General features: G+C 59.8%; 29 protein-coding genes and 1 pseudogene. 27 read left to right on the top strand and 3 right to left on the bottom strand.

Annotated features, from left to right (window positions below; genetic code table 11):
* Nucleotides 1-60: 60 nt before the first annotated feature.
* Nucleotides 61-1,932: a glutamine--tRNA ligase/YqeY domain fusion protein gene (locus H663_RS37945; RefSeq protein WP_053174505.1), complete on the top strand. Its 1,872-nt coding sequence runs from the start codon at nt 61-63 to the stop codon at nt 1,930-1,932.
* 1 nt (nt 1,933) lies between these two features.
* The gene (locus H663_RS37940; protein WP_053174502.1) at nt 1,934-2,824 is read left to right on the top strand and encodes a GIY-YIG nuclease family protein; all 891 of its coding nucleotides are present in this window, start codon (nt 1,934-1,936) and stop codon (nt 2,822-2,824) included.
* A 15-nt stretch (nt 2,825-2,839) separates the two neighbouring features.
* Here the strand turns inward: H663_RS37940 and H663_RS37935 are convergent, their stop codons facing one another.
* The gene (locus H663_RS37935) at nt 2,840-3,232 is read right to left on the bottom strand and encodes a type II toxin-antitoxin system RelE/ParE family toxin (protein ID WP_053174500.1); all 393 of its coding nucleotides are present in this window, start codon (nt 3,230-3,232) and stop codon (nt 2,840-2,842) included.
* Nucleotides 3,225-3,545, bottom strand: a complete 321-nt coding sequence (locus tag H663_RS37930) for a type II toxin-antitoxin system Phd/YefM family antitoxin (protein ID WP_053174497.1) — start codon at nt 3,543-3,545, stop codon at nt 3,225-3,227. Before H663_RS37930 ends, H663_RS37935 begins: the two co-directional genes overlap by 8 nt.
* A 278-nt stretch (nt 3,546-3,823) precedes the next feature.
* Between H663_RS37930 and H663_RS42550 the strand changes: the two are divergent.
* The 18 genes and pseudogenes from H663_RS42550 to H663_RS37840 all read left to right on the top strand — a co-directional run bounded on the left by H663_RS42550 (nt 3,824) and on the right by H663_RS37840 (nt 11,510).
* Nucleotides 3,824-4,090 (top strand): annotated as a pseudogene (locus H663_RS42550) (DUF4160 domain-containing protein).
* Entirely contained in the window at nt 4,083-4,337 is a 255-nt protein-coding gene (locus H663_RS37920; RefSeq protein WP_053174495.1) for a DUF2442 domain-containing protein, read from the top strand. Before H663_RS42550 ends, H663_RS37920 begins: the two are co-directional and overlap by 8 nt.
* A gap of 116 nt (nt 4,338-4,453) precedes the next feature.
* Entirely contained in the window at nt 4,454-4,921 is a 468-nt protein-coding gene (locus H663_RS37915) for a DNA-binding protein (protein WP_053174492.1), read from the top strand.
* A 12-nt stretch (nt 4,922-4,933) separates the two neighbouring features.
* Nucleotides 4,934-5,236, top strand: a complete 303-nt coding sequence (locus tag H663_RS37910) for a hypothetical protein (protein ID WP_053174489.1) — start codon at nt 4,934-4,936, stop codon at nt 5,234-5,236.
* Between the two features lie 97 nt (nt 5,237-5,333).
* Nucleotides 5,334-5,672: a type II toxin-antitoxin system RelE/ParE family toxin gene (locus H663_RS37905; protein ID WP_053174486.1), complete on the top strand. Its 339-nt coding sequence runs from the start codon at nt 5,334-5,336 to the stop codon at nt 5,670-5,672.
* The gene (locus H663_RS37900) at nt 5,669-5,965 is read left to right on the top strand and encodes a helix-turn-helix domain-containing protein (RefSeq protein ID WP_053174479.1); all 297 of its coding nucleotides are present in this window, start codon (nt 5,669-5,671) and stop codon (nt 5,963-5,965) included. Before H663_RS37905 ends, H663_RS37900 begins: the two co-directional genes overlap by 4 nt.
* Nucleotides 5,966-6,079: 114 nt before the next feature.
* Nucleotides 6,080-6,703 carry a nucleotidyltransferase domain-containing protein gene (locus tag H663_RS37895; RefSeq protein ID WP_240620566.1) on the top strand — a complete coding sequence of 208 codons (624 nt, stop codon included), beginning with the start codon at nt 6,080-6,082 and terminating at the stop codon, nt 6,701-6,703.
* Nucleotides 6,681-7,100 carry a hypothetical protein gene (locus tag H663_RS37890; protein ID WP_053174473.1) on the top strand — a complete coding sequence of 140 codons (420 nt, stop codon included), beginning with the start codon at nt 6,681-6,683 and terminating at the stop codon, nt 7,098-7,100. The genes H663_RS37895 and H663_RS37890 overlap by 23 nt, the downstream gene beginning before the upstream one ends.
* A 65-nt stretch (nt 7,101-7,165) precedes the next feature.
* Nucleotides 7,166-7,705 (top strand): DUF924 family protein, encoded by a 540-nt coding sequence (locus tag H663_RS37885; protein WP_053174469.1) that lies wholly within the window; start codon nt 7,166-7,168, stop codon nt 7,703-7,705.
* Nucleotides 7,706-7,756: 51 nt separating this feature from the next.
* Nucleotides 7,757-8,047: a nucleotidyltransferase family protein gene (locus tag H663_RS37880; RefSeq protein ID WP_053174467.1), complete on the top strand. Its 291-nt coding sequence runs from the start codon at nt 7,757-7,759 to the stop codon at nt 8,045-8,047.
* Nucleotides 8,044-8,391, top strand: a complete 348-nt coding sequence (locus H663_RS37875) for a HepT-like ribonuclease domain-containing protein (RefSeq protein WP_053174465.1) — start codon at nt 8,044-8,046, stop codon at nt 8,389-8,391. Before H663_RS37880 ends, H663_RS37875 begins: the two co-directional genes overlap by 4 nt.
* A gap of 132 nt (nt 8,392-8,523) precedes the next feature.
* Nucleotides 8,524-8,748, top strand: coding sequence for an addiction module protein (locus tag H663_RS37870; RefSeq protein WP_053174464.1), 225 nt, complete (start codon nt 8,524-8,526; stop codon nt 8,746-8,748).
* The gene (locus H663_RS37865) at nt 8,745-9,140 is read left to right on the top strand and encodes a DUF924 family protein (RefSeq protein ID WP_053174463.1); all 396 of its coding nucleotides are present in this window, start codon (nt 8,745-8,747) and stop codon (nt 9,138-9,140) included. Before H663_RS37870 ends, H663_RS37865 begins: the two co-directional genes overlap by 4 nt.
* 140 nt (nt 9,141-9,280) lie before the next feature.
* Nucleotides 9,281-9,550 carry a type II toxin-antitoxin system RelE/ParE family toxin gene (locus H663_RS37860; RefSeq protein WP_240620565.1) on the top strand — a complete coding sequence of 90 codons (270 nt, stop codon included), beginning with the start codon at nt 9,281-9,283 and terminating at the stop codon, nt 9,548-9,550.
* A complete protein-coding gene (locus H663_RS37855) occupies nt 9,537-9,857 on the top strand; it encodes a helix-turn-helix domain-containing protein (protein ID WP_053174462.1) in 321 nt (106 codons plus the stop codon). Before H663_RS37860 ends, H663_RS37855 begins: the two co-directional genes overlap by 14 nt.
* Nucleotides 9,858-9,889: 32 nt before the next feature.
* Entirely contained in the window at nt 9,890-10,261 is a 372-nt protein-coding gene (locus tag H663_RS37850) for a DUF2442 domain-containing protein (RefSeq protein WP_116695927.1), read from the top strand.
* On the top strand, nt 10,258-10,884 hold the full coding sequence (locus H663_RS37845) for a pyridoxamine 5'-phosphate oxidase family protein (protein WP_053174454.1): 627 nt from the start codon (nt 10,258-10,260) through the stop codon (nt 10,882-10,884). The genes H663_RS37850 and H663_RS37845 overlap by 4 nt, the downstream gene beginning before the upstream one ends.
* A gap of 149 nt (nt 10,885-11,033) precedes the next feature.
* Nucleotides 11,034-11,510: an SRPBCC family protein gene (locus tag H663_RS37840; protein WP_053176801.1), complete on the top strand. Its 477-nt coding sequence runs from the start codon at nt 11,034-11,036 to the stop codon at nt 11,508-11,510.
* Nucleotides 11,511-12,272: 762 nt separating this feature from the next.
* On the opposite strand, the gene H663_RS37835 is transcribed toward H663_RS37840, so the two are convergent.
* Nucleotides 12,273-13,001 (bottom strand): SOS response-associated peptidase, encoded by a 729-nt coding sequence (locus H663_RS37835; protein ID WP_053174450.1) that lies wholly within the window; start codon nt 12,999-13,001, stop codon nt 12,273-12,275.
* 236 nt (nt 13,002-13,237) lie between these two features.
* Between H663_RS37835 and H663_RS37830 the strand changes: the two genes are divergently transcribed.
* The 7 genes from H663_RS37830 to H663_RS37800 all read left to right on the top strand — a co-directional run bounded on the left by H663_RS37830 (nt 13,238) and on the right by H663_RS37800 (nt 19,102).
* A complete protein-coding gene (locus H663_RS37830; RefSeq protein ID WP_053176799.1) occupies nt 13,238-13,771 on the top strand; it encodes a pseudouridine synthase in 534 nt (177 codons plus the stop codon).
* Nucleotides 13,772-13,817: 46 nt separating this feature from the next.
* Nucleotides 13,818-14,453 carry an NAD(P)H-dependent oxidoreductase gene (locus tag H663_RS37825; protein WP_053176797.1) on the top strand — a complete coding sequence of 212 codons (636 nt, stop codon included), beginning with the start codon at nt 13,818-13,820 and terminating at the stop codon, nt 14,451-14,453.
* Between the two features lie 561 nt (nt 14,454-15,014).
* Nucleotides 15,015-15,698: an RluA family pseudouridine synthase gene (locus H663_RS37820; RefSeq protein ID WP_053174447.1), complete on the top strand. Its 684-nt coding sequence runs from the start codon at nt 15,015-15,017 to the stop codon at nt 15,696-15,698.
* Between the two features lie 74 nt (nt 15,699-15,772).
* On the top strand, nt 15,773-16,051 hold the full coding sequence (locus tag H663_RS37815) for a cupin domain-containing protein (protein WP_053174444.1): 279 nt from the start codon (nt 15,773-15,775) through the stop codon (nt 16,049-16,051).
* Between the two features lie 125 nt (nt 16,052-16,176).
* Nucleotides 16,177-17,439 (top strand): nuclear transport factor 2 family protein, encoded by a 1,263-nt coding sequence (locus tag H663_RS37810; RefSeq protein ID WP_053174441.1) that lies wholly within the window; start codon nt 16,177-16,179, stop codon nt 17,437-17,439.
* Nucleotides 17,436-18,806, top strand: coding sequence for a L,D-transpeptidase family protein (locus H663_RS37805; protein WP_133240062.1), 1,371 nt, complete (start codon nt 17,436-17,438; stop codon nt 18,804-18,806). Before H663_RS37810 ends, H663_RS37805 begins: the two co-directional genes overlap by 4 nt.
* Nucleotides 18,807-18,808: 2 nt before the next feature.
* On the top strand, nt 18,809-19,102 hold the full coding sequence (locus H663_RS37800; RefSeq protein WP_053174436.1) for a 2Fe-2S iron-sulfur cluster-binding protein: 294 nt from the start codon (nt 18,809-18,811) through the stop codon (nt 19,100-19,102).
* Nucleotides 19,103-19,547: the final 445 nt, after the last annotated feature.

Here is a 19,547-nt window from a genome sequence, read left to right as displayed (position 1 = left end):
CTTGACATTGGTGTCCAACCGTAACGGATCACCTGCGGCAAGCCTCTAAAATCAAGCGCTATGACCGCCCCCACCCCCAAAGCTCCCGACACCAACGCCACCGCCGACCACAAAGTCAGCAACTTCCTGCGCCAAATCATCGAAAAAGACCTGGAACTTGGCACCTACGCCAGCCGCCGCTGGGCAGGCAGCCCCGGTGACGCCGCGCACCACGCCAAGGGCCAGCCCGATCCGGCCAAAATCCGCACTCGCTTTCCGCCCGAGCCCAACGGCTACCTGCATGTGGGCCACGCCAAAAGCATCTGCATCAACTTCGGGCTGGCCAAGGAATACGGCGGCGTGTGCCACCTGCGCTTTGACGACACCAACCCCGAAAAAGAAGACACCGAATACGTCAACAGCATCATCGACGCCGTGAAATGGCTCGGCTTTGACTGGGCGCAATTGGGGCAAACTGCCGGAAGCGCCGCGCCCTACCAAGCCAGCGACTACTTCGACTTCATGTACCGCGCAGCCGAAGCGCTGATCGAAACCGGCCACGCCTATGTGGACGAACAAAGCGCGGAAGACATGCGTGCCAACCGGGGCGACTTTGGCAAACCCGGCGTGGACAGCCCATTCCGCAGCCGCACCGTGGCAGAAAACCTGGCGCGATTCCACGAAATGCGTGACGGCCAGCTGGCCGACGGTGCCGCCGTGCTGCGCGCCAAGATCGACATGGCCTCGCCCAACATCAACCTGCGCGACCCGGCCATCTACCGCATCCGCCGCGCCACCCACCACCACACCGGCGACACATGGTGCATCTACCCGATGTACACCTTTGCCCACCCCATCGAAGACGCGCTGGAGCAAATCACCCACAGCATCTGCACGCTGGAGTTTGAAGACCAGCGCCCGTTTTACGACTGGCTGATGGAGCGCCTGTGCGAATGCAAGCTGCTGACCGCGCCCAGCCCCAAACAATACGAATTTGCCCGCCTGAACCTGACCTATGTGATCACCAGCAAACGCAAGCTGGCGCAACTGGTCAATGAAGGCAACGTCAGCGGCTGGGACGACCCACGCATGCCAACAATAGTGGGCCTGCGCCGCCGGGGCTACACGCCCGAGAGCCTGCGCCTGTTTGCCGACCGCATTGGCGTGACCAAGAGCGACAGCTGGATCGACTACAGCACGCTTGAGGGTTGCCTGCGCGAAGACCTGGAAAACAAAGCCCACCGCGGCATGGCCGTGCTCGACCCCGTCAAGCTCGTGCTGACCAACTGGGCCGAGGCCTTTGGCAGCGACGGCTACACCGAAGCCTGCACCCAACCCGCCCTGCCTCACTCGGCCATTGCCGAAGGGCAAACGCCCCCAGCCGACCGCACGTTCCTGATCGGCAAAGAAGTGTGGATCGAGCGCGAAGACTTTGAAGAAGTGCCGCCCAAGGGCTACAAACGCCTGAGCCCCCCAAAGGTGAACCCTGACGGGTCCACGTCCCCCGGCGCTGTGGTGCGCCTGAAGGGCGGCTACGTGATCGAATGCACCGGCTGCGCACGCGACGCGGCAGGCCAAGTGACCGAAGTGCACGCCAAAGTGATCCCCGGCACCAAGAGCGGCACCCCCGGCGCAGACAGCGTCAAAGCCAAAGCCGCCATCACCTGGGTGAGCGTGGCCGACGGCGTGCAAGCCGAAGTGCGCCTGTACGACCGCCTGTTTGCCGAAGCGCACCCCGATGCAGGCGGCAAAGACTTCTTGCAATCGCTCAACCCGGACAGCTTGAAGGTCGTCACCGCTTATGTGGAGCCGTCACTGGCCGGGGCGCAGCCAGACCAGAAGTTCCAGTTTGAGCGCTTTGGGTACTTTGTGGCGGACCGCTTAGATCATGTGGCGGGGAGCAAACCGGTGTTTAGCCGGGTTACGGGGTTGAAGGATAGTTGGGGCAAGTGAATTGAGCTCACGTCCTCAAACCATCCAAATTTTCCTCCCATCCGGCGACCCACGCGGCATGCGCGTGGCCGAGATCACAACGCGCATTGTTCGTGTGATCGAGGTGCCGCGCAGCCAACTGACCGACTTCCTGAAGATGCCAGAGGCCCAGCAAGTGGGCGTGTACTTTTTGATGGGCGAATTGTCTGAGGCGGGTTTACCTCGTACCTATATCGGACAGTCAGGCAGTGTGGGCAAGCGCTTGGAGCAACACCATCAGAACAAAGATTTCTGGAACCGCGCTTTCGTGGTCATCTCGCTGACCAACAGCTTGACGCAAACGCATGCATTATTTTTGGAATGGCTGGCTATTGCAGAAGCCACCAAGGCAGGACGATATGGTCTGGAAAACGGCAACACCGGATCGCAGCCCTACACACCTGCTCCTTTGCAAGCGGATTGTCATGAGATTCACGAAACCGCAGCCACTTTGTTGGCCACATTGGGCCAGCCCATTTTTGAACCCTTGACCAGTGCCACAACCGCTAAAGGCATCGTCGAATTGTTCTATTGCAAGGGCTCGGGGGCCGACGGCGTGGGCGAATACACCACAGAAGGTTTTGTGGTGCATAAAGGTTCGAAGGGGCGAGTAGAGATCGTTCCTTCAATTCAGGGAACTTCTCACGAGCGCATGCGCAGCCAGTTGATTACGGAAGGCGTTCTGACCGAAATCGCTGGCAGTGCTGGATCTCTGCTGGTTTTCACACGCGACCATCTGTTTTCAAGCCCCAGCACCGCCGCCATGGCAGTCATGGGCCGATCAGCTAATGGCTGGGTCGAATGGAAAACAGCATCGGGCAAGACTTTGAACGAGGTCAAGCGACAGGGCGTCATCGGTATGGATGCCAACTGATCGTAAAACACTGCCCTAGCGTTCAGGTGCCGATGGCCACAGCCGCGCAAAATCAAACGAAAGTTGCCGGTGATGCCGAATGGACAGCAGGTAAACCGTCTCTTGGGCTTCCATGGCTGCGTAGAGCACAAGATAGTCGCCATGCAGGTATTCGCGCAGCGCATCCGGCGCACCCGCAGGCATGGCCGCCAGCAGCGCCAGCGCCTCGGTCGACTGGGGCGGGTTGGCCAGGTAGCGCCGCCCCATGCGCGGAAAGCGCCGCAGGTTCGGGATGACCGTGGCGCGAAGCTCGGCCAGCAAGTCATCGAACGCAAAGCCAGCGTCAGCCTCCACCAGGAACGCCTCAATGGATTCAAGGCGCTCCAGGAAGCTGGCGGTCAGCTCGACCCGGTACAACGGGTCAGCCACGTTGCTTGGCAGGGAGTTTGATGGCGGTCTTGCGCTGCTGTTGCAGCTGGGCCAGCGCGGCGTCCGCTTCAAACGTGCGGCCTGCGGTGATGTCGGCCAAGCCACGCTTGGCGTCGTCGATCAGCAGCAGGTGAATGCGTTCGCGCTCTAGGCGGTGGTAGTAGTCGAGTCGGTCAGAGTCGATCAGTGCGACGTAGCTCTCGCCGTTTTTGGTGATGATCTTCTCTGCCCCGGCCTTGGCCTGGTCGGCCAGCTCGGACAGATGGGAGCGTGCTTGCGTGAATGGCACGACATCGCTGGCAGAAAAACCCATGACCGGCTCCTATGACATTGCAGAATTCTGCACATTCTAAGTGGACTTGGATTTTTGCTTACTTCCGGGTTATTGACACAGCGAGTCCACGCCCGAGGAGCTGGCGTTTTTGAGGGAGCCGGGGTCGGGGTCGAGGTTTTAAGATCATCATGGTTTTGACATCGGCCTGAATACCCTTGGCCACAGAACCTCGCTAAACTTGCCCGATGCATCCCGCCATTGCCCAACACCCCGAGTCGATTGATGCGGCGTGCCTCCCGCGCTTAGGAGTGTGATCCATGCCAACGATTGCCATCTTCTTCGGAATCATCGTGCGCATGTGGCACGATGATCACCCGCCACCGCATATCCATCTGGAGTACCAAGGGTTTGAGGCTTAGGTCGCGATTGAAACCGGCTTGATCTCGCAAGGCGAGCTTCCACGAAAAGTAGCCAGCATTGTGAAAGACTGGTGCCTGCTTCACCAAACGGAACTGCTCAATAATTGGGAAAAAGCCCAACACTTCGAACCTCTAGACCGCATACAAGGAGCCGACCGTGATTAAGTTGCTTGATGTAAAGACCATTGCAGCCCATCAATTGGAACTGACCTTCAGCGACCATACGCAGGGCGTTTTTGATGGAGCCCGGTACTTGGCCGACCGCCAAGGCCCATTATTGGAGGCGTTGCGTGACACGGCTTATTTTTCGAGATGCTTTGTAGATGCCGGTGCACTCTGCTGGCCCAACGGGCTGGAACTTTCAGCCGCTCGCCTGTATGAGCTGTCTCATGCCGTCAAAGCCGCTGCGTGATCAGAAACGATCTCAACAAGATAACGAACTTTACGAATTTTCCTAAAATCACGGGGCCAGCATCGTGGGTGCTGACCCCGTTTTGTTGGTCAAGCGGGTGCACCAGGAAGAACACCTTGAACACGCTCACCTTCCCCCTTTCGGCCGCCCCTGAAATTCCCCAAGACAAAGACAACGGGCAAGACTATTACGCCTCAGCGGCACAAACCAAGGCGCTGCTGCGCTTTGGGGCGCAGTACCGGCTGCAACGCATCCAGGCTGCCGACATGATCACCACCGACGAAGCAGCCACCCTGTCGGGCACCACCCGCGTGACCATGAACGCCTGGATCAAAAGCGGCCGCTGCATTGGCGTGTCGCACCTGCGCCGGGGCTACAAGCTGCCCCGCTGGCAGTTCGAGCCGTTCATCTTTCCGGTCATCGCGCCCATGGCTGCTGCCTTGGCCTCGACCGACGGCTGGCAACTGCTGGCTTTCCTGGAAAGCCCGCACCCGGCACTCGACCGCCAGTCACCCCGCACCGCATTGGAGCAAGGCACACCCGCCCAGCGCGTGATCGATCTGGCAACGGCAGAGGGGCATTGACTGCCTCTTTCCATGGAATTCAAAGACCTGCATCCACCCATTCTTGAGCTGGCCCCGGGCCAGACCTTTCACCGCGTGCAGCTGACGCGTGCGCGCAAAACCAGCGTGCGAATCAACGGCCTGTTGTTGGCACCCACCGGTTTGCAATCGGGGCGTTTTTGCTTGCCGTCCGAGGCCACAGCCTATCTGGCCGACGGCGAGCACACAGCCTTGTACGAGTCGATTTTTCGGCGCGATGTGCACAGCCGCTCGCTCGACGACTTGGCCCGCAAGTCGCTGGTGACGAGTCCACGCCTGAGGAGCTGGCGTTTTTGAGTGAGCCAGGGTCGGGGGTTTAGCCTTGGACGGACCCAAGCCAATCGTTTATTGTTAAGACAATTGCAACACCCTAAATTATCAAAACGGATATAAAATGAAACGCATCCATTGGCTAGGCACCAGTCTCAATGCGGTCAGAGAATTCCCCGATGAAGCTCGGGCCATGGTGGGTACGGAGTTGCGACAGATTCAAAACGGTTTGATGCCCAGCGACTTCAAACCCATGACGACCGTGGGCGCTGGCGTTTTCGAGATCTGGGTGCGATCAGGCAACCAGTACAGAGTGATTTACGCGGCCAAGTTTTCAGTGGCGGTCTATGTGCTTCATGCTTTCGTCAAGAAGACACAGAAGACCGCCGCACCCGATTTGGAGTTAGCGCACAACCGTTACAAAGCATTGCTGAACACAAGAAAGGCAGGCAAACAGTCATGAGCAACAAACTGAAAATGGTCGTTGGCAGCGACAACGTTTTTCACGACCTTGGCTTTGCCGAACCCGAAGCACAAAACCTGCTGCTGCGTGCCGATTTGGTCTCGCACATCCGCAAGGTCATCCTCAAACTCGACATCACCCAAGCCGAGGCCGCACAACGCGCAGGCATCAGCCAACCGCGCATGAACGATCTGGTGAAGGGCCGCACCCACAAATTCACGCTCGACGCACTCGTCAATGTGGCGGCGAAGTTGGGTTACACCGTCAAGCTGTCTTTGAAGCGGGTGGCTTGAAACAATAAACCCACACGCTATACGCAGACGGTCGGGGTTTTAGCTCCTAACAACTCAAATGCTCTGACACTCCAAAAAATACCCAAATAAGGTATGATCAAACCCATTATGGGTATGAATGCCACTTCAATCACCTCTTCCATCGCCGACGCGCTGTTTTCAAAGGTGCGTCAGCGCGTGCTGGCCGTGCTGTTTGTTGCGCCGGACCGCAGCTTCTACACCAACGAAGTCATTGGCTTGGCTCAGTCGGGCGCAGGGGCCGTGCAGCGCGAATTGGCCGATCTGGCTGCAGCGGGTTTGCTCACGGTGCGCAAACAGGGCAACCAAAAACACTTTCAGGCCAACGCAGCTTCGCCCGTGTTTGCCGAGTTGCGCGCTCTGGTGCTCAAAACCATGGGTCTGGCCGATGTGCTGCGTACGGCACTTTTGCCGATTGCGGCGCAAATTTCGCTGGCGTTTGTGTTTGGCTCCATGGCCAAGCAGCAAGACACCAGCGCCAGCGATGTGGATGTGCTGCTGGTCAGCGACACGCTGGGCTATGGCGATGTGTTTGCGGTGCTGGAGCCCGCCAGCCAAACACTTGGGCGCCCAATCAACCCTGCCATTTACTCAGCAACCGACTTCAAAGCCCGCCAGCTGGGTGACAATGCCTTCATCAACCGCGTGATGCAACAGCCAAAGATATGGCTGATCGGCCAGGAGGAGTCACCGCAACATGAGCCCACCCACCCCACTTGAAAACCTGAGCGGCCCCAGCGGCTCGCTCAAAGCTGAGCCACCCGACGCCGCCGAAATCGCAGGCTTGCTGCGAACGGGCAGCACCCGCTTGATCGATGCAGCCAGCGCCACACTGGCGTTGGAAAGCCGCTTTGATCTGGCCTACAACGCTGCACACGCCTTGTGTTTGGCTGCATTGCGAAAGAAAGGCTTTCGCCCGAGCAACCGCTACATCGTCTTTCAGGCATTGCCCCACACACTGGGGCTGGGGCCTGAGGTTTGGCGGGTGCTGGACTTGTGTCACAACAAGCGCAACCTGGGCGAGTACGAAGGCATGATGGATGTCGATGCACGCCTGGTCACCGATCTGATCGCCGCCGCCCAACGCGTTTTGATCGCCCTTCAATCCCCTGACTGAACAGCCATGCCCGCGACAGCGCTGGCGTTCTCGACAGCGCCGCCTGCAGCTGGAGCATTGTTCACATGCAACCCCACTCCATCCTCCACTTCTGGTTCACCGAACTCACCCCCAAGCACCACTTCGCCAAAGACCCCGCCTTGGACGAAGCCATCCGCACCCGCTTCGGCGCCACGCTGGCCGCGGCTGCGCGGTGTGAGTTGTTTGCCTGGCGCACCACGCCCGAGGGGCGTTTGGCCGAGGTTTTGGTGCTCGACCAGTTCTCTCGCAATGTGTACCGCGACACCTCCGGAGCCTTTGCGCAAGACGCGCTGGCCTTGGCGCTGGCGCAAGAGCTGGTGGCCAGTGGGCTAGACCGCAGCCTGCCCTTGGCGCAGCGCAGCTTTGCCTACATGCCCTATATGCACAGCGAGTCCACCCTGGTCCACACCCAAGCCGCCCTCTTGTTTGCGCAACCAGGCATGGAAGACACCCTGCGCTTCGAGCAGCGCCACCAAGCCATCCTCAATCGCTTCGGCCGTTACCCCCACCGCAACGCCATCCTCGGCCGCCCGTCCACGCCCGAGGAGTTGGCGTTTTTGAGTGAACCGGGGTCGGGGTTTTGAGCCATCTCCCTTGAATGGGCAGCGCTGGTCAATCGCTTTAAACTACACCCCATGCGACCATCCCAAGCACTCAGCCAACACCGCGACGCCGTCTGCCAAGCCGCAGCCCGTTATCGCGTGGCGAACCCGCGCGTGTTTGGGTCGGCTTTACACGGCGATGACATTGATGGCAGCGACTTGGATTTGTTGGTAGACCCTCTGCCCGGCACCACGCTGTTTGATCTGGGTGGCTTGCAAGACGAATTGCAAACCTTGTTGGGTGTGTCCGTGGATGTGCTCACACCCAAAGACTTGCCGCCCAAGTTTCGGGATGCGGTGATGCAAGAAGCCCGCCCGCTATGAAGATCAACCGTTTGCCCGATTACTTGGGCCACATGCGCCAAGCGATCGCTGACGCACAGGCCTTCACAGAAGGCATGGCGCAGCCCGATTTCGAGCAGGACAAGCGCACCCAGCAGGCGGTGGTGATGAGCTTGATCGTTTTGGGTGAAGCGGCCACAAAGGTCATGGACCAGCACCCTGAATTTGCCGCAGAGCATGCAGAAATTCCATGGCGAAGCATGCGCGGCATGCGCAACCGCATTGCACACGGTTATTTCGACATCGACCTGGCCGTGGTTTGGGACACGTTGCAAACAGCCCTGCCCACACTGAAAATTCAGCTCGATTCCTTCGTCTCTGAGTGAGCCGGGGTCGGGGTTTTAACCCTCGCGCTGTGATGCGACCATGCTGCGTAACTTGGTTCAGATAACGGCTTAAATTTCCATGTGCGCTGAGCTTCGCTAAACTGACTTTCCCATCGCCCTTTGGAGTCCCACATGCCAACCGCCAAACAATTCTGCGATCAAGGATTACAACTGCCCCCCGAGGAGCGCATGGCTATGGTCGATCAGATACTGGACACATTGGAAGAGCGGGACGACTCCCTGGATGCGCAATGGGCACAAGAGGCCGAATCACGTCTTTCGGCCTATCGCCGGGGTGAGGTGCAAGCCATCCTCTTGAATGAAGTCATTGCCAAATACCAAGTCAAAACGGCATGAGCTGGCGCACCACGCCCGAGGGGCGTTTGGCCGAGGTCTTGGTGCTCGACCAGTTCTCGCGCAATGTGTACCGCGACACCCCCCAAGCCTTTGCGCAAGACGCGCTGGCCTTGGCGCTGGCGCAAGAGCTGGTGGCCAGTGGGCAAGACCGCAGCCTGCCTTTGGCGCAGCGCAGCTTTGCCTATATGCCCTACATGCACAGCGAATCCGCCCTGGTGCACACCCAAGCCGCCCTCTTGTTTGCGCAACCGCGCATGGAAGACACCCTGCGCTTCGAGCAGCGCCACCAAGCCATCATCAATCGCTTTGGCCGCTACCCCCACCCTTTCATTCCAAATCTTTGCCATCCTCGGCCGCCCGTCCACGCCCGAGGAGCGGGCGTTTTTGAGTGAGCTGGGGTCGGGGTTTTAGCTCACTGAAAATGGCGACTTACCGTTGTCACAAAATACGGCAAAGCCGTATGATCACACAGGATTTCACGCATGCTCACCATCGTCGAATCGCCTCTCTTCCAAAGCCAATGGTCTGACTATTGGACAGAAAAAGAAAAGATGAATTCTTCGCGCATATCGCGTTCAATCCCGAAGCCGGTGACGTGGTGCCGAGATCGGGTGGCGTGCGGAAAACTCGCTGGTCGAGGCCGGGCATGGGCAAACGCGGCGGAAGCCGCGTGATCTACTTCAACCGTACGGCCAACGGGGAAGTCTGGTTGATGCTCATTTATGGCAAATCGGTGCGAGACAACATCACCTCCGATGTTTTGAGGCAATTGAAACAGGAGCTTGAAAATGCCGCTGACTGAAAAACAACTCCAAGAACGCGACGCCCAACGTGACCTTGGCGCGGAGCTGTTGCAAGCCGTGCGCGACATCAAAGCTGGCAAAGGCAAAGTCGTCGCCAAGATTGACGTACCACCCGTCGTCAAGGCCAGGCTGAAATCCGGCCTCTCTCAAAGCCAATTCGCCAGCCTGCTCGGCGTTTCTGTGCGCACCTTGCAAGACTGGGAGCAAGGTCGCCGACAACCCAGCGGCGCAGCGCAGACCCTGATCACGATTGCGGAGCAACAGCCCAAAGTGCTCATGCAAGTGCTCAAAGCGCATACACTTTGAAGCCCTTGACCGCATACAAGAAGCCGACCGTGATGAAGTTGCTTGACGTAAAGACCATTGCAGCCCATCAGTTGGAACTGACCTTCAGCCACCCTACGCAGGGCGTTTTTGATGGAGCCCGGTACTTAGCCGACCATCAAGGCCCATTATTGGAGGCTTTGCGTGACCCGGCTTATTTTTCAAGGTGTTTTGTCGATGCCGGTGCACTCTGCTGGCCCAATGGGTTGGAACTTTCAGCAATTCGGCTTTATGAGCTGTCTCATGCCGTCAAATCCACCGCCGGATCAAAACGATTTCGCAAAAGCGCAACCACCTATGGATCGTGCCCCGCGCTCAACCAACCCAAATTGGGCATGAACCCACCCAATTTGGGTATTTCGCCTGAACACAGCACCCGCCCATGACCGCCACACACATCACCACCCTCCCCGCCCTGCGCCAGCTCTTCGGCCCCGCCCGTGAGCGTTCGCTAAAAAAGGAAATCCCGGCACTCGACGCACATGCGATGCAGTTCATTGGCTTGTCGCCGTTTGTGGTGCTGGCCAGCAGCGATGCGCACGGGCACATGGACGCGTCGCCTCGCGGGGGTGAGCCGGGTTTTGTGAAGGTGCTCGACGCGCAGACGCTCTTGGTGCCAGATGCGCCTGGCAACAACCGGCTGGACACGCTGGAGAACATCATCGCCACTGGGCGGCTGGGTTTGCTGTTCTTGGTGCCGGGTTTTGACGAGACTTTGCGCGTCAATGGCCGCGCCGTGCTGTCCACCGACCCGGCCGACCTGGCGCTGTGTGCAGACCCCCGGCGCACCCCAGCACTGGCGATTCGCGTGTCGGTGGAGTCGGTGTATCTGCACTGCGGCAAGTCGCTGATGCGATCACAGCTGTGGGACGCCTCTCGCCACACCGACCGGGTGCAATTGCCCAGCATGGGCGAGATGATGCGCGATCAGATTCGTGCCTTCAAGGGCGAAGAGATTGAAGCCGAAACGCAGGCACAGATGTTGGAGCGGTACCGGCAGACGCTGTGAAGAAAGTTGTCCCGTCCGTCTGTGCATGAAGCTGTGGACAAGGCCGTGGACATCCGCGCAAACCCTGATTCCATGCGGTCTGGCACACTGTGCCTGTTCAACAGGCAGCCGCCTGTCCACCGCCTTCCACCCCTTACAGGATGCCATTCATGACCGCAAATTCCCCCGCTGCCGATACCCGTGAGTTGGTGCTCACGCGGCTGATCGATGTGCCGCGCCACAACTTGTTTCGTTGCTGGACGGAGCCTGAACTGATCGTGCAGTGGTTCACGCCGCCGCCCTGGAAAACCATCCACGCCGAGATGGATGTGCGCCCCGGCGGGGCCAGCTGCATCACGATGCAAGGCCCAGACGGCACCGAGGTGCCCAACCTGGGTGTTTATTTGGAGGTGTTGCCCGATGAGAGGTTGGTGTTCACTGACGCTTACACGGGCGACTGGCAACCCTCGGCCAAACCGTTTTTCACCTGCGTGCTGACTTTTGAAGTCGAAGGTGGCCAGACGCGCTACACCGCCCGCGCCCGGCACTGGAGCGCAGAAGACTGCGCCTCACACGACCAAATGGGCTTTCACATCGGCTGGGGCATCGCCACTGACCAACTCGCAGCGCTGGCGGCCTCACTCTGAGAGGCCCTCTTGATCAGGCACGCTGAAATTTGAAATGCGTGACACATGTCATCTCGCAGGTCAGCACTCGCAGAGTCCGACACTGCCTGCTTCGGCACCGATCCATGTCGGGGCTGAAGCCGCCGACCTACGAATACACACCCCTCGTAGGTCGGTACTCGCAGAGTCCGACACTGCCTGCTTCGGCACCGATACCTGTCGGAGTCTTCGACCGCCGACCTACAAATACACGGCCCTTGTAGGTCGGTACTCGCAGAGTCCGACACTGCCTGCTTCGGCGTCGATCCACGTCGGGGTCTTCGACCGCCGACCTACAAATACACGACCCTCGCAGGTTGGCACTCGCAGAGTCCGACACTGCCTGCTTCGGCAGCGATACCTGTCGGAGTCTTCGACCGCCGACCTACAAATACACGGCCCTTGTAGGTCGGTACTCGCAGAGTCCGACACTGACTGCTTTGGCACCGATACCTGTCGGGGCTGAAGCCGCCAACCTACAAATACACGGCCATCGCAGGTTGGCACTCGCAGAGTCCGACACAGCCCGCTTCGGCGCTGATCCATGTCGGGGCTGAAGCCGCCGACCTGCAACATCATTGAGCATTGAAAACTTCACAGGGCCGGATCAACAAAAAGAGCCCTCTGACGCTTGGCAAGTTGTCCCGTGCGTCTGTGCATGAAGCTGTGGACAAGCACAGGGATTTCCTCGCAAACCCTTATCCCGCTTGCCCTGGGACACATTGCCCATTGAATAGGCAGTTCTTAAGTTTTACTTTTCTGCACCGGATTGGCCAGCAACAAGTGGGCAGGATAGGCACGCATGAACTCGCGCGCCTTGTCGACTGGCGCGCTGAGCCAGGCGGCCCAGCTGCCTTCGTTCAGGATGGCGGGCATGCGTTTTTCGTTGCCGTTTTGCTGGTAACGGTTCATGAGCGCATGGCTGTTGGCGTTCACCGTGAGCATGGTGAAGCTGGTGATGGTTTCGCCGTCTTTGGCCCAGTGTTCCCACAAGCCGGCCACGCCCATGGGTTTGCCGTCCACCCGGGCGATACGGGTGGGCACGGCTTTGCCGCTGCGCCAGTCGTCTTCCAAAAACGCCTGCATGGGGATGATGCAGCGCTGGCCGCTGAGCCATGTGTCACGGGTGTTGGTGGAGGTGCTCATGGTTTCGTAGCGAGTGACCGCCAACTTGGTGGAGCGCAGTTTGGCGTCCGAAGTCGACTTCACCCAAGTGGGCACCAGGCCAAATTGGCCCTGAGCCAGTTCCATGACCAGCGGCGCTGCTTGGGGTGCAGGGGCTGACGCGTCTGCTTCGGGCGTGGCGGGCTGCGACGACTCATCAGTCACCGGGCTGGACAACACCGCTTTGCGGATGAAAAAGCCCTGCTTGCGCGGCCAGACTTCTTTGTCCAGCAAGTTGAGGGGGGCTGCGATGCCAAAGGCTTCGGCATACAGGTCGGCGCTTTTCAGGCATTCGTATTGGGTGCTCATGCGGGGGATGCTAACCCACACATGATGGCTACGGCCCGATGCAGTCCGAGCAGTGTGTTGCCCCTTGGGCGCATTTTGTGGGAGCTTGCCCTGCAAGCGAAAGGATTGTGGTCAACCAGCTTCTGATCGCCAGCAGGGCTTTGTGCCACAAGATGCAAATTGAAGCCACCCTGCAGACCTCAGAGCACACGACCTGCTACGCTCACGCCCTCCAAGCTGCCCCCCTGTCTCTCCTCATGCTGATCCGTTTCAACAAGCCTTATGGCGTGCTCAGCCAGTTCACCCCCGAGGGGCGCTGGCGCGGGCTCAAGGACCACATCGACCTGCCCGGCGTGTACGTGGCCGGGCGGCTGGACGCCGACAGCGAAGGCTTGCTGCTGCTGACCGACGACGGCCAGTTGCAGGCGCGCATTGCCGATCCGCGCTTCAAAATGGAGAAGACCTATCTGGTGCAGGTCGAAGGCTTGGTGGACGACAAAGCCCTGACCGCCCTGGCCCGGGGCGTGACGCTGAATGACGGCCCCACCCTGCCCGCGCGTGCCCAGGCCGTGGAGCCGCCAGCTGACCTCTGGCCGCGCAACCCGCCGATACGAGAGCGCCAAAACATCCCCACATCATGGTTAGAACTGAGCATCCGCGAGGGGCGCAACCGCCAGGTGCGGCGCATGACGGCCGCCGTGGGCCTGCCCACGCTGCGCCTGATTCGCACGGCCATTGGCCCGTATCACCTGCGTGACCTGCCAACAGGCACATGGCAGACGGTGGATTGATCTTTGCGACAAAATGGTCCGTTTTCACCCACCCAAAAAGGAAAAAATGTCCGAATTGCTGAACAAAATGCAGTGGCGCTACGCCTGCAAAAAGATGGACCCCAGCAAGGTCGTGCCCCAGGACAAAGTAGACCGCATCGTCGAAGCCGCCCGCCTGGCCCCTACATCGAGCGGTCTGCAGCCGTTTGAGGTGATCGTGGTCAGCAACCCCGCCGTGCGCGCCCAGCTCCAGCCCAAGGCCTACAACCAGGCCCAGGTCACCGAAGGTTCGCACCTGCTGGTGTTTGCCGCTTGGGACAACTACACCGCCGAGCGCATCAACACTTACTTTGACTTCACCAACGCCGAGCGCGGTGGCACCAACGAAGGCTGGGAAAACTACCGCAAGATGCTGCTGGCCAATTACCCCGGCCGCGACCCCAAGGTGAATTTTGAGCACGCTGCCCGTCAGGCCTACATCGGTCTGGGCGCTGCTCTGATCTCGGCTGCTTTTGAAGAAGTCGACGCCACGCCCATGGAAGGCTTCGAGCCTGCCGCTGTGGACGAGATCCTGGGCCTGGCTGCCCGCAACTTGCGCAGCGTGGTCATCGTGCCACTGGGCTACCGCGCCGAAGGCGACTGGTTGGTCGGCCTGAAAAAGGTACGCCGTCCCGTCGAACAGTTCGTCACCGAGGTGAAGTGATCGCCCCGTCAGCCCACCCGGTGGGCTGACGCCTTTGTCGGGGTCTTCGACCGCCGACCTCCAAATACGCCCCCGTAGGTCGGCGCCTTCAGGTCCGACATAGCGGGCGTGGCACAGGCTGCATGTCGGGGCTGAAGCCACCGACCTACGGGGGACCCTGGCACGACGCCAATTTGGCACAGCCCCGTAGGTCGTCAACTTCTGCTTGGCATTGTGGGCTACAGCACAGACCCCTGTTGGCGCTGTGGCCGCCGACCTACAAATACTGCCCCGGCAAGAATGACTCGCTTGCTTTGTGGCGTACCATCGACAGCATCTCAAACCGGGATATCCACCGAGGAAGCCACCATGGCCAAAGGCGAACAACGCAGCAACAAAATGGCCAAAAAGCCAAAAAAAGACACCACCCCGCCAAAGACTTTGACGTCTGACCGCCCCATGCCCCCGACCACTTTTGTGGCGCCTCGCGGCAAAAAACCCTCCTGATTTGTCCGCCAAGGTCTGGCCGCCCGCCTTCAGTGGGTCGCTTGCTCATGCCTGTTGTTTCCTGATCCTTTTGACATGACCCCGATCCACGTCGATGAGCACCTGCTGGTGCTTGAAAAACCCAGCGGCTTGCTCTCAGTGCCTGGCCGTGGGCCGGACAAACAAGACTGCCTGTCCAAACGCGTTCAAGACATCTACCCTGAGGCGCTCATCGTGCACCGCCTGGACCAGGACACCTCAGGCTTGCTGCTGATGGCCCGGGGCATCGAAGCACAGCGCCGCCTGAGCCGGCTGTTCGAGACACGGCAGGTCAAAAAACGTTATGTCGCGGTGGTCGCAGGACAGCCCTTGCAAACGCAGGCCACGGCCACTGTGGACGAAGACGGCTGGCGCACGATCGACGGCCCCATCTTGCTCGACTGGGAGCGCCGCCCCATTCACATCATCCACCCCGATGGCAAGCCCAGCCGCAGCCGCTGGCGCGCCTTGCAAAGCAGTGCCTCCGCGACACTGGTCGAACTGGAGCCGGTGACGGGCCGTACCCACCAACTGCGCGTACACCTGCAAAGCATTGGCCACCCCATGCTGGGCGACTCACTTTATGCGCCGCCCGACATCAAAGCGCTCAGCCCCCGGCTTCTGCTGCATGCGCAAGAATTGGCATTTGCGCACCCGTTTAGCGCCGCCCCCATGTCTTTCAGCTTGCCGACCGCTTGGTCCGCAAAGCCACCTTTCGTGTCCGCAGCGCCCGCCCACTGAAAAGCAGAACACCCCAAGTCGGGGCTGTCACGCGGGTTTCATGCAGGCACAGGGGTGCTGCATAGAATCCGGCCATGACCTCACCCGATTTCGACACCTTTTCCTCAACGGCGAAAGCCTCTGGTTTTGACGAAGTGCTGGAGCGCCGCTGGGAGGCCAACACTTGGCTGGACACCCACACCCACCCTTTTGATGTGCAAGCCTTGGTCACCGAAGGGGAATTTTGGCTGACGGTAGACGGGCAGACCCGGCATTTGCGCCCAGGCGATGCATTTCATCTGGCACGCAACGTGGCCCACGCTGAGCGGTATGGGCCCCAGGGGGCCACTTATTGGGTGGCTCGGAAAAATTGATGGCCTGCCCTCGCCCAAGCTCTCTAAAAAGAACAGACGCAAGGCCGAAGTTGTTCAAAAGTATTCAAATCAGAACAGGTCATCACTGGCTAAAATCTCTGGTTTAAGAAATCGCTGGCTTGGTCATGTTGTTTTTTCACTTTTTGCAGTTTCGATCTGCCATCCCACGCCCATCAAAGTATTGGGTGCACGGGTCCGCACTGGGCTTGGGACTGATGGGTGCACAACTGGTACAAGCAGTGCCCCTGGGCCAGGAATCCATCAAGCAAGCCATTCAGTCAGGTCAACTGGAGCAGGCACTCAAGCTGGTGCAACAAGAGCGCCAAGCCAACCCCAAAGAAGTTCAGTTCCAGTTCATGGAAGGGGTCATCCAGGCCCAACAAGGTCAAACCGATAAAGCGATCGAAACTTTCAAAAAAATCACAGAAACGCATCCTGAGCTGTCCGAGGCCTACAACAACCTTGGGGTGCTGTTTGCCGCCAAAGGTCGTCTGGAAGAGTCTCGCAATTTCCTCGAAAAAGCCCTGCAAACGCACCCCAGCTATGCCGCCGCGCACCGCAACCTGTCCGATGTGCACAGCCAGTTGGCCAAACAGTCGTATGCCAAGGCCTTGCAAGCCGACCCCAAGGCCAAAATCAGCGCACCACAGCTGACTTTGCTGGGCAGCATCGGGCCAGACAAACGCAGCCCAGTCAGCGCCAGCAGCCTGCCTGCGACGGTGACGCCATCGCCAACAAAACCCGGTGTACAGACAACTGGCCCTTCAGCAGCGACTGCCTCCACCCTACCCGCCTCAGCCCCCGCCCAGACACCTGGGGTGGCTCCGGTGGTGGCCCCAGTGGTAGCAACTGCCCCGGTCGCCACTCAGGCCTCGAGCGTGATGCCTGCAAAACCCAGCCCCACGGCATCCACAGCTGCCCCTGCGCAGCCCAAAGCTGCCCCCTCCGCTGTGGCAGCACCCGCCAAACAAGCCGCCCCCGCCACCGCACCGCAAGCCACCCCGGCTGCGGCGGTGCCTGTGGCGGTCAAAAACAGTCCCGCCGCCAAAACAGAGGAAGCCGAAGTCCGCGCTGCCGTGCAAGCCTGGGCCAAGGCCTGGAGCCAAAAAGACATGCCTCGCTACTTTGCGGCCTATACCAGCACTTTTACCGGGGCTGAGCGGCAGCCACGCGCCAAATGGGAAAGTGATCGTCAGGTGCGCATCGTGTCCAAGAAAAGCATTTCTGTGGTGGCCAACAACCTCAAAATTGACGTCGACGGCAACAAGGCCACGGCACAATTTCAGCAAATTTACGAATCAGACAACTTCAAGGGCAACAGCCGCAAAACGCTGGAGATGGTCAAGCAGGGTGAACGCTGGCTGATTGCACGCGAGACCATCAATTGAGCTGGCTCAGGGCATTGAAGCAGCGCCGCCGCCGTGCCGCGCCATACGCTTTGGCTTGGTCCAAGCTGCTGCGCTGGGTTGTGCCGAGCTTGCTGGTGAGCGCCCTGGCCCTGGCTGCATGGTGGGTCGCGGCCCGCCACGGTGGTCCTGACGCCACCATCGAGTTGACCAACGCCCAAGCCACCTCAGGCCCCATGCGTTGGCGCATTGAATTTGAGCCTGGCCCAGAGCAGCCCGCCGCCGCCAGCCCCGACCCGGAAACCCTGGTCAGACGCATCTACGCCCAATTGGGCCAGGGCGAGCGCAGCCAGGCCCTGGCCACGGCAGCCAGCCTGGCCGCGCAGTTTCCCAATTTCCAGCTCGGGCAGCTGCTCTATGCGGACTTGCTCAACATCAGCTCACGCCAACCCATTCACGGCGAGGAGATCGATGAAGAGACCCGCCCTTCAGCCCTCAAACGCCTCGAAGAATTGGTGCTGGAAGCCAAACGCAGACTCAGCCCCCCCGAGGCCCACACCCTGCACGGACAAATTCCGGCGGCCCTGACCTATATTGACCCCCAGCAAGCCTATGTGGCCGCCGTGGACGCCTCGCGCTCGCGTCTCTACTGGTTTGCCAACCGCACCGGGCACGACGGCAAGCCCCGGCTCGAACTGCTCAAGGAAACCTATGTTTCCGTAGGCATCAACGGGGTGGGCAAGCTCAAGGAGGGCGATGGCAAGACCCCACTGGGCGTGTACTTCATTCAGAAAAACCTGCCCGGTGCCACCTTGCCTGATTTGTTTGGCGTGGGTGCCTTGACGCTGAACTACCCCAGCGCCATCGACATCATGCGCAACAAAACTGGCTCGGGCATCTGGCTGCACGGCACACCCAGCGCGCAATACACCCGGGCACCCGAATCCACCGATGGTTGCGTGGTGCTGGCCAACCCTGAAATGGAAAAGCTGCTGAATTTGCCCGGCCTGCGCATGACCCCCGTGATCATTGCCGACAAGCTCGAATGGGCTCCTGCCGGTGGCACGGCCAGCCTTTATGCGGATTTCAAACCCACGCTGGACCAGTGGCTGCAAGCGCGCAACGGCCTCGACCCCGAAGTCTTGAAGCAGCACTACAGCAGCCGCTTTCAGCGCGAAGAATTGGATCTGGACCACTGGTGGCCCAAATTGGTCAAGTTGTCCCTGGGGCATTACAAAAACAAGCCCCTGCAGCTGGTGTCCGTGCTGCGCTGGCAAGATGCGCAGGACACGCTGGTGGTGACCATGAAAGACCCCAACCAGAAGAACCTGCAGGCCCACCAATACCTGCGCACTTACTGGCAAAAAGAAGGCGCGGCCTGGAAACTGATCTTTGAAGGACCGACCTGACCATGCACCAGGACTTGCCGTTTTTCAACGCCCGCATTGAGCCCGACGGCGGCAGTTTTGACGCCTGGCGCGAGCAGTCTCTACTCGACTCGATGGAGCAAGGCGGTTTGCAATGGCCCAGTTCCTGCCGCTCGGGCAGCTGCCGCACCTGTATCGGCCAGCTGATCAGCGGCCAGGTGCGCTACGAGATGGACTGGCCGGGCCTTACCGCCGAAGAAAAAGCCGAAGGCTGCATCCTGCCTTGCGTGGCTTATCCGGTCAGCGATGTGGTGCTCAAAGACCCCTTCGCCGATTGAGCCTTCAGCCAACGTCGGACTCTGCGAGTGCCGACCTACGGGGCATGACAACGGGGTGACGGGACGGTGGGCTACGGAGATCTGGGTATGGTGACTGCGGGCATGTTGTAGGTCGGTGGTCGAAGACCCCGACATGTGCCCGCACACACCCCAAGCCCGAATAGGCAATGTGGGCGCGCTGCACACGACGTCGGACTCTTCGAGTGCCGACCTACCGGGCGGACAAAGGGGTGCGGGACGGTGGCCTGCGGGCGGCCGTTTTCAAGCTAGTTGTCGCATTTATTTTGGTGGTTCAGGCTGGTTTTCGTAAGTTTTTGTTCTCCGTGGGTTTAGGGGTATGGGGATTGAGGTGGACTTCGTTGACCGGGTGCCAATTGCGTGCAGTTGCGGACCATCGGTTCGGATTGGCCTGTCGGGCAGCAGCGTAAACATCCTCGCGCTTTGC

Origin of the sequence: Limnohabitans planktonicus II-D5 (genome assembly GCF_001270065.2) — a bacterium.
GTDB classification, from domain to species: domain Bacteria; phylum Pseudomonadota; class Gammaproteobacteria; order Burkholderiales; family Burkholderiaceae_C; genus Limnohabitans_A; species Limnohabitans_A planktonicus.
This window is presented reverse-complemented; position numbering and strand designations above follow the sequence as displayed.